The sequence below is a fragment of the uncultured Aquimarina sp. genome (assembly GCF_947496855.1).
Classification (GTDB): Bacteria; Bacteroidota; Bacteroidia; order Flavobacteriales; family Flavobacteriaceae; genus Aquimarina.
Genome location: NZ_CANMED010000003.1, coordinates 620,617 through 631,847 on the forward strand (window position 1 = coordinate 620,617; position 11,231 = coordinate 631,847).

At 30.8% G+C, this 11,231-nt stretch carries 8 protein-coding genes; 3 read left to right on the plus strand and 5 right to left on the minus strand.

Annotation, left to right across the window (positions count from 1 at the left end):
• Positions 1-24: 24 nt before the first annotated feature.
• Both Q0921_RS12195 and Q0921_RS12200 read left to right on the plus strand, forming a co-directional pair.
• Positions 25-711: an ABC transporter ATP-binding protein gene (locus tag Q0921_RS12195; RefSeq protein WP_299257170.1), complete on the plus strand. Its 687-nt coding sequence runs from the start codon at positions 25-27 to the stop codon at positions 709-711.
• A gap of 611 nt (positions 712-1,322) precedes the next feature.
• Complete coding sequence (locus Q0921_RS12200) at positions 1,323-2,780, plus strand: sodium:solute symporter (protein ID WP_299257172.1); 1,458 nt, start codon at positions 1,323-1,325, stop codon at positions 2,778-2,780.
• Here Q0921_RS12200 and Q0921_RS12205 read toward each other — a convergent pair.
• Positions 2,757-3,119, minus strand: coding sequence for a CoA-binding protein (locus Q0921_RS12205; protein WP_299257174.1), 363 nt, complete (start codon positions 3,117-3,119; stop codon positions 2,757-2,759). The two genes, Q0921_RS12200 and Q0921_RS12205, sit on opposite strands and share 24 nt — an antisense overlap.
• Positions 3,120-3,554: 435 nt before the next feature.
• Between Q0921_RS12205 and Q0921_RS12210 the strand changes: the two genes are divergently transcribed.
• Positions 3,555-5,975 carry a TonB-dependent receptor gene (locus tag Q0921_RS12210; RefSeq protein ID WP_299257176.1) on the plus strand — a complete coding sequence of 807 codons (2,421 nt, stop codon included), beginning with the start codon at positions 3,555-3,557 and terminating at the stop codon, positions 5,973-5,975.
• 268 nt (positions 5,976-6,243) lie between these two features.
• Here the strand turns inward: Q0921_RS12210 and Q0921_RS12215 are convergent, their stop codons facing one another.
• The 4 genes from Q0921_RS12215 to Q0921_RS12230 form a co-directional block, all read right to left on the minus strand.
• Positions 6,244-7,254, minus strand: a complete 1,011-nt coding sequence (locus tag Q0921_RS12215) for a 3-oxoacyl-ACP synthase III family protein (RefSeq protein ID WP_299257179.1) — start codon at positions 7,252-7,254, stop codon at positions 6,244-6,246.
• A gap of 1,174 nt (positions 7,255-8,428) precedes the next feature.
• Entirely contained in the window at positions 8,429-8,560 is a 132-nt protein-coding gene (locus Q0921_RS12220) for a hypothetical protein (RefSeq protein ID WP_299257182.1), read from the minus strand.
• 537 nt (positions 8,561-9,097) lie between these two features.
• Positions 9,098-10,405 carry an AarF/UbiB family protein gene (locus Q0921_RS12225; RefSeq protein ID WP_299257184.1) on the minus strand — a complete coding sequence of 436 codons (1,308 nt, stop codon included), beginning with the start codon at positions 10,403-10,405 and terminating at the stop codon, positions 9,098-9,100.
• 42 nt (positions 10,406-10,447) lie between these two features.
• Positions 10,448-11,113 carry a TetR family transcriptional regulator C-terminal domain-containing protein gene (locus Q0921_RS12230; RefSeq protein ID WP_299257186.1) on the minus strand — a complete coding sequence of 222 codons (666 nt, stop codon included), beginning with the start codon at positions 11,111-11,113 and terminating at the stop codon, positions 10,448-10,450.
• Between the last annotated feature and the right edge of the window lie 118 nt (positions 11,114-11,231).

Here is an 11,231-nt window from a genome sequence, read left to right on the forward strand (position 1 = left end):
TACAACTGTAACATAATACATCGCATGGAAAACGTTATCGATATTAAAGGTATCATTAGAAATTTTCAATTGGGTCAGGAAACCGTTTATGTACTTAAAGGCATTGATCTGGAAATAAAAAGAGGAGATTACATTGCCATTATGGGACCCTCTGGATCTGGAAAATCTACTTTAATGAATCTTTTAGGCTGTCTTGATACACCAACAGATGGAACTTATGATCTAAACGGTAATGATGTAAGTAAAATGACGGATGATGAATTAGCGGATATTAGAAATAAAGAAATTGGTTTTGTTTTCCAGACCTTTAACCTTCTACCAAGAACCACTGCACTAGATAATGTTGCTTTACCCATGGTATATGCCGGAATTTCTAAAAAAGATAGGAATATAAGAGCTGAAGAAGTATTAACAGATGTTGGACTGGCAGATCGTATGGATCATAAACCTAATCAGCTTTCAGGAGGTCAACGACAACGAGTTGCTGTAGGTCGTGCATTGGTCAATAAACCTTCTATTATTCTAGCAGATGAACCAACTGGAAACTTAGATTCTAAAACTTCTCTAGAGATCATGCAATTATTTGATGACATTCACGCTGCGGGTAATACTGTGATTTTAGTAACACATGAAGAAGAAGTAGCCGCTCACGCACATCGTGTAATTAGATTACGAGATGGTATAGTCGAAAGTGATGTAAGGAATCGATAGTGTTAATTTCTAAACAAAATACAACACACTTTTATTTACTTTGTTTTATAAAATCAATCATTTTATTTTTATTCTTATTATATACGTATAAAGGTTTTAAAGAATTAAATTTTGAATATAACCTGAATGATAATTCTGGAGTATTCAGCTACTTACGAATGATGTTTAATCGAAAATATCTCCGTCCTGTATCCATTCTATTTTTGCCATTTATTGGAATTTTTTTAAACAAGAAAATAGGCTGGATTTTTATGACTTCTTATTTCTATTTTTTCTTTTTTAAAACTTTATTTTCTCTCATATTTGAAATTTTAGATGACATACTAACCTTAGAAATTATTTTATTTTTACTAGTGATTTTATTTTCTATTTTGTTTATATTTTTAATGAACTTACGCATAATTAGCAGTTTAACTTATAACATTCCAAAATCCCAATTAGGAAATACAAATACGATAGCCTCACTACTAGGTTTATCTTTAACAATTATATTGACACTTGATATAGCAGAAATAATATGAATCGAATTCTTAGGTTATAAGATTTTTCATAAAAACATGCATCAATAAAATTAATTCGTATTTTGGTGTTTTACTAATTCGGATTTCTATATGCAACCCATACATATTCTGCTTTTAATCGCTGCTTACTTTGGTGTATTACTTTTAATTTCATATTTCACAGGAAAAAGTTCAGGAAATGAAGCTTTTTTTAAAGCAAATAAACAATCCCCTTGGTATATAGTTGCTTTTGGAATGATTGGTGCCTCATTAAGTGGAGTAACATTTATTTCTGTTCCTGGATGGGTCGAGGGTGCACAGTTTAGTTATATGCAGGTTGTTTTCGGATATCTGGTTGGGTATTTTATCATTGCATATATCTTGATGCCTATCTATTACAAATTGAATGTCACCTCTATTTATCAATATCTAGAAGAAAGGTTTGGAGTAGTTAGTTATAAAACAGGAGCTTTCTTTTTCTTCATATCTAGAGTTTTAGGTGCTTCTTTTAGACTATATCTTGTGGCAATTGTATTGCAACAATACATTTTTGATGAATGGAATATACCTTTCGAAATTACTGTTATCCTTTCGATACTTCTTATATGGATATATACTTTTAGAGGAGGCATCAAAACAATTGTTTGGACAGATACATTACAGACATTATTTATGTTAATAGCAGTAGGGACTGCGATATTTTATATTAATGATCAATTAGGATGGTCATTCTCAGAGTTTCTTTCTTCCGAAGAATTAAAAAACTATGATAAAATATTTTTCTTTGACAGCTTTTTAGAAAAAAATCATTTCTTCAAGTCATTTATCGGAGGTATGTTTATTGCTATATGTATGACAGGATTAGATCAGGATATGATGCAAAAAAACTTAACTTGTCGTAATTTAAAAGAGGCACAGAAAAACATGGTTTCTTTTAGTCTAGTACTAATTGTAGTAAACTTTATTTTTCTTTTATTAGGTGCTTTACTTTTTATATACGCAGATCAATTTAATATAGCTACTCCAATAGTAGATGGAAATACCAAAACAGATTTGTTATTTCCTGAAATAGCAATTAATGGTGGATTAGGCATCGTATTGGCTGTCGCCTTTATTCTTGGTTTAGTCGCTGCAGCATATAGTAGTGCAGATAGTGCACTGACTTCCCTAACAACTTCTTTCTGTATTGATTTTTTAGGAATCGAGAAAAAAGACAAGCAAGATCAAGTAGCGATCAGAAAGAAGACTCATATTGCTATGAGTGTCTTATTAATTATTGTGATTATAATTTTCAAACATGTATTAACCGAAAATGTAATCAGTAATTTACTAACTGTTGCTACTTTCACCTACGGTCCATTACTAGGATTATTTGCTTTCGGGATTTTTACCAATCACAAAGTAAAGGATAAGTATACGTGGATTGTAGCGTTGATCTCTGTTTTGGTTATTATTGGTGTATGGAAAATACCTTCTGAATTAATCGGTGATTATAAAATTGGTTATGAATTACTTCCGCTTAATGGGTTACTTACATTCATAGGACTAATATTGATTCGTAGAAAGTAACACTAATGTACAAGCAACCTCAGCTTCTATAGTAGATCGCTTCAGGATGTCATACAATTCTGGGTTTTCAGTTCCCGGGTTAAAAATGACTCTTCTGGGATTAAGACTCACGATATATTCATAATATTGCTTTTGTCGAGCTGGATTAAGATATAACGTAATGGTATCAATATCATCAAAATCAATCAAATCAGTCTCTATTTTAATCCCAGACACTTCTCCTTCGCGAAGCCCAAAAGCAACTACATTCTGTTTATGGTTTACTAATCTATGAATAGCTAGATTAGAATATCGATTAGATTTTAAGGAAGCTCCCAATACCAAGGTCTTTTTGGACATATTACTTAATAATTTAACCGCAAAATAAAGTTAATACCATAGTGTTTCATCGTTTAAACGTTAAAAATAAACCCAAAAATGTTAAAAACAAAAACGAGCTGTAACATAAGCCCTGCCTCTCGCGTCTTATAAGAAAGAAATAAGATTTTTCATAAATTTAGTTAGTTAGTTAGTTACTTAATAATCAAATTTTATTCATAGTTGATGGTTAGTGTTACTATTTGATTATTATAGAAGACCGCCCCTTATCCAGGGGCGGTCTTTGATTATATAATTTATTGTTAAAAAAGACTTATGGTGTAACAGATTTTACACTAAGTCGTCATATATCAAACACGCCTAATCAACGTGTGCAAGAACTGAAAACATGTGCAAACGTATTATGCAATACAAAGTACATTGCTTAACATAAAAATCAATCAAATAAACGTTCAGATGAAAACAATCAATCTACTTGGTCGATATACAGGCCAAAAACTAATTCTTTTTTTTCTATCATTATGCTGTGCTATAGTAACAGCACAACCCAATAATGATGCAGTTATAGGAACTGTAAAGGGAACAGTAATCGATAAAGGTCTTAACCAACCTATACCCTACGCCACTATTATTATTAATGATGGGGCTGAAAAATTAATCAGTGGTGGTATTACCAAAGAAGACGGAACTTTTTTAATTACGGATATTCCAAAAGGAAGTTATACTTTAAAAATACAATTTATAGGATATACTAGTTATACCCAACCTATTGAAGTTTCTAGAAAAAGTAAAGATATAAATGCGGGTATAATTTATTTAGAAGAAGAAGCTCAGGCATTAGATGATGTCACCATTATTGCGGAGCGAACCACAATAGAGCAAAAAATCGATAGAAAGGTAATTAATATTGGAAAAGATCTAACAACTACTGGAGGTACTGCTGCTGAAATTATGCAAAACATTCCATCGGTAAATGTGGATCAAGATGGTAATATTGCATTACGTGGTAATCCCAATGTACAAATACTAATAGATGGTAAACCCACCAATATTTCTCCAACACAACTATTGAAACAAATTCCTTCTACTTCTATTAAATCTGTAGAGTTAATTACCAACCCTTCTGCCAAATATAATCCAGAAGGAATGAGTGGTATTATTAATATTGTATTACGTAAAAACGCCAATATCGGATTTAATGGAAACATAAATCTAGGAGTAAATTGGGATAAAAACGCACGATTTAACAGTTCCATAGATCTAAACTACAGAAGTGGTAAAATAAATGTATACGGAAATTATGGTGCAAACATTACCAAAAACTTAAATCAAGGTTTTGTTTTTAGAGGAGACCAAAATTATAGAACTAATTTTCGTTTTCAGGATAACAACAAATCTCACTTATTTAAGGTAGGATTTGATTATTATATAAATGACCATAATACAGTATCCTTTTACACAAATCAAAATTTATTCGACGGCGCCACGTCGGGAACAACAGATATACTCTTTTTTGATACACCAGAAGACAATATTTTTCAAGATCTTATAAATAACAATAATAATCTTGGGTCTACTTATAACTTTGATTATAAGCATGACTTCAAAAAAGAAGGGCACAACATAGAACTAGAAGTTGATTATAATGTTTTCGATGGGGATAGCGACGATGATTTCAACTTTATTGGAGGATCTACATTAAATTATAATGATGTACTAAATAACGAAAGAACAAACACAACAATCAACTTGGATTATGTTAACCCTTTATCAGAAAAAGCAAAACTAGAACTAGGTTATGAAGGTCGATTAAGGCGAACTGATAACGAATATGAGTCTACTTTATTTGATGATTCTAAGTATCAATATGATAGAGATATTCACGCACTATATGCTACTTATGGAAAAAACTATGAGAAATGGTCATATCAACTTGGAGCGAGATTGGAAAATTATCAAGTAGAAGCAATTTTTAATAATGAGAAGGTATTTGAAGATGATATTTTTACGATCTATCCATCTGCTTATCTAACCTACGCGCCAGAAGAAAAAAACACTTATCAATTAAGCTATAGTCGTAGAGTAGATAGACCAGGATTAAATCAAGTAAACCCAATTAGAGAATGGAGTACGCCTAGAATTACTTCTAGAGGAAATCCTGAGTTAGATCCTCAATTCACAAATTCTATTGAGTTAAATTACACTCGTAAACTAATTGGCGGATCCATTACTGCTGGAACATTTTATCGTCTTATTAATGATGAAATCAATCAAACATTACTGGCGGATCCAACTGTAGAAGAAGGTCAGATACTTACTTTTGAAAATTTTGACAATAATTCTGCCTATGGAATAGAAATTTCCAGTAATTATCGTCCAACAAAATGGTGGAATTTTAATGCAAGTTTTGATCTCTATGCTCAGACTCAAAAAGGTATTGTAGAAGATATTATAGAAGTTAATGGAATGGATGAAATTATCCAAGTATCTAGTGAAGTGGAAGCTCTAGTTTATAATTTTAGAATAAACAATAATTTTAAAGCTACCAAAAACTTAACCTTTCAAATATTTGGGTTTTACCGAGGCGAACAAGAAGGAATCCAATTTAAAACAAAACCATTTTATTTCGTTAATACTGGAGCACGTTATAATTTCTTACAAGGAAAAGGGACTGCAAGTATTAATTTTAATGATATTTTTAATACAATGCGCTTTCGATTTTCTGGAGATTTTCCTTTTGAACAAAATGGAGAGTTTCAAGGAGAAACGCAAACCGTTTTTCTTGGATTATCATATCGTTTTGGTAGTGGAAAAAACAGAAAAGTTTCCAGAAAAAGAAGAGATAAAAATGAAAAATCAGGTGGAGGAATACTTTAGAGAAGTCAAACAATATGTTAATTATATAAATTATTCGTATATTATTTGTTAATTTTATATATTACACAAACAAAAAACACTCAAAGTTAAAAAAACGCAAAAAATATACTGTTTTTGTAACACTATGAAAATTGTTACGTCTATTACAGTACCATCATGGTTATAATTTATTTGAATTAGCCTTTAAAGAAAAAAAATAACCCGGTAATAAAAAATCGCGAAGCTAACTAGTTTCGCGATTTTTATTTTATTCAAGTTTTAATTCTTTTTACCATTTAATAATTGCACTCCCCCAGGTAAAACCACTACCAAAAGCTGCTAACACTACTAAATCACCTTCTTTAATTTTTCCTTCTTCCCAAGCCTCTGTTAGAGCAATTGGAATTGAAGCCGCGGTAGTATTACCATATCGCTGAATATTATTATATACCTGATCGTCGGATAATCTAAATTGCTTTTGCACAAATTGAGAAATTCTTAGATTGGCTTGGTGAGGTATCAACATGTTTATATCCGTAGCAGCAAGATTATTTTTCTGTAATCCTTCATTGATAACTTCAGAGAAACGCACTACTGCATTTTTAAATACAAATTGACCATTCATATATGGATAATAAGGTATATTTTCCTGATCATTTTCTTCAATAATCTCAGGAACCCAATGTTCTGTGCTTGGCCCTTCTAATGATAACTCCTTAGCGTGCGCACCTTCACTATGTAAATGTGTAGATAACACACCGCTTCCATCTTCTTTTTCATTTCTGGATAATATCATTGCTCCTGCTCCATCACCAAATATTACAGAAACTCCTCTACCTCTTGTAGTCATATCAAGTCCTCCACTATGGTTTTCACTACCTATAATCAAAACGTTCTTATACATGCCCGTTTTAATAAACTGATCTCCTACAGATACCGCATATACAAATCCACTGCACTGATTACGAACATCTAGGGCCGGTATCGTATTCATATCCATCATATCCTGAACCCTGACTCCGCCTCCTGGAAAATACATATCTGGACTCAATGTTGCAAAAATGATAAGGTCTATATCATCTTTTGTTAATTTTGCTCTTTCTAGAGCTATTTTTGCTGCTTTTACTCCCATAACAGAAGTACTATTTCCATCTCCCTTTTTGATATGACGTCTTTCTTTTATACCGGTACGTTCCTGAATCCAGGCATCATTAGTATCCATTACTTTAGAAAGATCGTTATTAGTTACAACATTTTCAGGAACATAACTACCTAATCCTGTTACTTTTGAAGTATACATATATTATAATATTGAGTGTGTATTGTGCGTAATTATAGCATAATACTTATTATGCTAGAAAAACTAAAGAGCAAGATATGTATTCTTGCCTTTTTGATAAAAGAAACCGCAATCTTATTGTATGCACGCATAACAAAATCACCGTGTTCTTCAATTACATATTAAGAGTATTCCAAGAAAATACTATGTTTATTGGCAATAACCTAACACAAAAAGAACAGTTAAAACTTTAATATTTCTTTTGATATTTTATTCACATTATCAGTGACCTCAACCCTATACACTCCTGAAGAAAAGAATTTAAAGACAAATTATTTTTTGATTTTATAATTTGCCTTTTTTTATTATATAAGACAAAAGAAACATTAGCATCCTCCTCATCTAAATCTATATAAATAACATTTGAAGATTAAATTAAATATACAGAAAATGCATACTCTAAAGTTTCCTTTAAATCATTTTTAAATATAGAATGTGTATTCATATTAAACTATTTTCTTGTTTCAAAATAATAATTCTTAATACTTTAGATAGAATTAATATTAAGAATCATTATGACTAAAACTACTGATTTAAAATATCTGAGTAGCGCGAAAACTTTTTGTAAAAATCACTTTTTTCGACTAATGATTAATAAAATCTACAAACGTATATCAATAATAACCTTCGATTATCATTTTCTAAAAAAAACAGAAAAACGAATTACATGATTTTTAGTTTCTAATAAGATAACTCATTAAACAGTAAATATCATGATACTAACATCGGAAAAATCCCTTATTAAAAATTTGAAATAAAGTTTGCACCTCTTGTGAAACATAAAAACTACTTTCTATCAAATAGTACGATATCCCGACAAAAGAGTTTACAAAATGTTAAAACACCCGTTTAAACCTACAATAACAATTGTTAAATTAAACATAAAATATCGTTAATTTAACACATTAAACATCTTAATTAAAGATGTTTAAAATATCTTAAAAATATAAAAATAAGTCAAAACCATATTTTAATTCATGTAAAACCATATTTATTATCGAAGTGTAATTCCTACATTTGACCCGAGGCTGTTATCATAGTAAAAATTCAAAAAAGAGCAACCAACTCTAAATAATAAACTATGGAAACAATATTAAATTTTTACCATCTTTACTTAAGCAAATCTCATCTCCTTTTAATCAGGAATAAGCGGGTTCAATGCTACGGAACGTATAATGAATAGATTTGATAAATTCCATCGCATATTAACCAAAACTTCTTTATTCTTAACTGCCTTAATAATCGTTTTACTTATTGCCTGCATCATTCTTCAAGTTTTTTAAGTAGCATAAACTTAGAGATGATTAAAAACATATATAATGATTGATTAAAATATCATATAGACAGCAAAACCAATCTTGAAAACCATGAAAATCTGTTAGTTAAGATAGCAGCCTCCATTTTCACTATTTCACAGAATTGGTTCCGGGAACTATTATTTAGTTCCCGGTTTTACGAAACCATAAACGCAATACTCTATTTTGGTGTTTTAAAGTGCACAGCGGGTTATTTAGTATTGTCGTTTTTCCGGAGGTTTCTTATTTAATTATAATTGCCCTCCGGATATAAATTTGTCCCCAACCAAAAAAATATCTTTGAATTAAACTTAACACACAATCATCTAATTTAATTTTAAAAGGTGTTTTCCGGGAGCTAGCCCCATAGCTTCCGGTTTTTTTTATAAAAATCTCACAATCATTCTTAATCTTATTATAGCTAAAAAAGTGAAAGGCACGCCAACCACAGCATGCCTTTCTAACAACCTAACCAATAAATAAACAAACCAAAGCCAGTCGTAGACTGACTAAAGGTACTTTTCAAAATTTTTGACACGAATTGTCGCTCCTAAATCGTGTAATAAGTTATACAAACCGAAAAATGTTCTATTGATATACAGGAAGTGTTTACTACCTCTATTACCATTCATTTTTCTAATTTCTGTGTCTTTAGAATATTTTTCACTCAATTCTGTTATTGCCCCCCAGAACTTTTCATCTGCAAAATCAAATGTATCCTTCTGAAAAGGAGTAGTAAAAAGACTGAGCATTTCATGGAACAACTCCGAGAAGAAAGTTCTTTCTTCAGGAGAATCATCTTCTCGAAGTATTTCCAACTCAAACATTTTCAGGGCAAAAAATTCCGGATTTTCTATATTTTCTTTTTCAGCTAATTCGAAATAAGGCTTATAAAACTCTAACGGAACTTTTTTAACACAACCGAAATCTATTGCTATTAAATTATCATCTTTATCAACTAAGAAATTACCAGGATGTGGATCTGCGTGGACTGCTTTAAGGATATGCATTTGATACATATAAAAATCCCAAAGGGCCTGTCCTACTTTATCAGCCTTTTCTTGATCTGTATTTTGTTTTGCAAATTCGCTTAGATGCACACCATCCATCCAGTCCATCGTAATAATACGTTTGCTGGACAATTCTTCATAATATTTAGGAAAATTAAGATTAGGAATTCTAGAACAAGCTCCAGTTATTTCCTTACTTTGTTGCACTTCTAGTATATAATCTGTCTCTTCTAAGAGCTTTCCTTCTAATTCTTGAAAATACTTATCAGAATCTTTACCTTTTAAATTAAACATTCTGATGGCGATGGGTTTTACCATCGCCAAATCAGAACTTATACTGTCTGCAACTCCAGGATATTGAATTTTCACAGCAAGTTTTTTCCCGTCTTTAGAAGCCTTATGTACCTGTCCGATACTGGCAGCATTAACAGATTGAGTTGCAAACGTATCATATAAATCTTCCGGATACTTTCCGTGATATTTTTTAAATGTTCTTCTAACTAATGGTGCAGACAATGGAGGAACGCTAAATTGTGCTAGAGAAAACTTCTCAACATATGCATTAGGTAGTATATTTTTCTCCATAGAAAGCATCTGCGCTACCTTTAGTGCACTACCTTTCAGGTTCTTCAATCCATCATAGATATCAGCAGCATTGTTTTCATTAAGCTGATCTCTAGTAGTCTTAGGATTAACGGCTTTTTTACTATAATACTTCAGATAATTTCCACCCACTTTCACACCGGTTTTCACCAATTCTGTTGTTCTTCCTAATTTTGTGGTTGGTATTTTATCTATAGTCTTCATTTTATATCTTTAAAATATTTATGATTTGATTATCTGTAATAATTAGTTCCACATTGTTTTTTCTTTCCAAAGAAACTTTCCAAAATCCAAAACACTACTAAGTGGCGTATTGTCAAATAAATCAAAAATTGTATTCACCGATTTCTCTATTGCAATGTCCGTTTTTTCGAATCCAGCCGATTCATCATCGATCCAAAATTTCAAAAGAAATAAAAACTGTAACCACGCACCTTCTGAGTAAATAGAAACTGGATTTTTAGCGATTCGAAACATTTTATCATCATTATCAACTTCAATAAGTTCCTTCGCAAAGTCTTTTATATGTTTTCGAAGTCCCTTCAACTGACTCATATTTTTAAGAGGCATTTCATGATAGTTTAATGCAAACAGTACATAACTACGATTTAGAGTTAATAACTCAAAAAACGTGTAAAAGAAAGTGAGCATTTTATCTTTACTAGATAATTTTTCAAATTCCTCATTGCTATTCATTGCATCTATTGTAGTGCTAAAAAAAGTATTCCAAATTCTTTTATTTACACTATCTAAACTACCAAAGAATTCATAAAACTCTTCTTCTTTTATTTTAGATTCTTTACAGAATTTAAAAACTGACTTGGGATAAGAATCATGCTCTAAAACATAATTCATATACTTGGTAATAATATAGTGACTATCAATTGTCTGTTTTTTTTTTGGAGAAGCCATAATTCTTAATTTATGTTGTAAAGATAACGATTGTTTAACTTTTTTATAAAAAACCTAAACAAAAAATTTGTTAAAGTTGTTTCAGAAAAAATGAAACTTAATTTCTTCGTTTTATAAT

Coding starts and splice junctions, on each gene's coding strand:
- Q0921_RS12215 (WP_299257179.1), bottom strand. CDS start 7,254: ATGTATACTTCAAAAGTAACAGGATTAGGTAGTTATGTTCCTGAAAAT.
- Q0921_RS12200 (WP_299257172.1), top strand. CDS start 1,323: ATGCAACCCATACATATTCTGCTTTTAATCGCTGCTTACTTTGGTGTA.
- Q0921_RS12220 (WP_299257182.1), bottom strand. CDS start 8,560: ATGATGCAGGCAATAAGTAAAACGATTATTAAGGCAGTTAAGAATAAA.
- Q0921_RS12205 (WP_299257174.1), bottom strand. CDS start 3,119: ATGTCCAAAAAGACCTTGGTATTGGGAGCTTCCTTAAAATCTAATCGA.
- Q0921_RS12230 (WP_299257186.1), bottom strand. CDS start 11,113: ATGGCTTCTCCAAAAAAAAAACAGACAATTGATAGTCACTATATTATT.
- Q0921_RS12210 (WP_299257176.1), top strand. CDS start 3,555: ATGAAAACAATCAATCTACTTGGTCGATATACAGGCCAAAAACTAATT.
- Q0921_RS12195 (WP_299257170.1), top strand. CDS start 25: ATGGAAAACGTTATCGATATTAAAGGTATCATTAGAAATTTTCAATTG.
- Q0921_RS12225 (WP_299257184.1), bottom strand. CDS start 10,405: ATGAAGACTATAGATAAAATACCAACCACAAAATTAGGAAGAACAACA.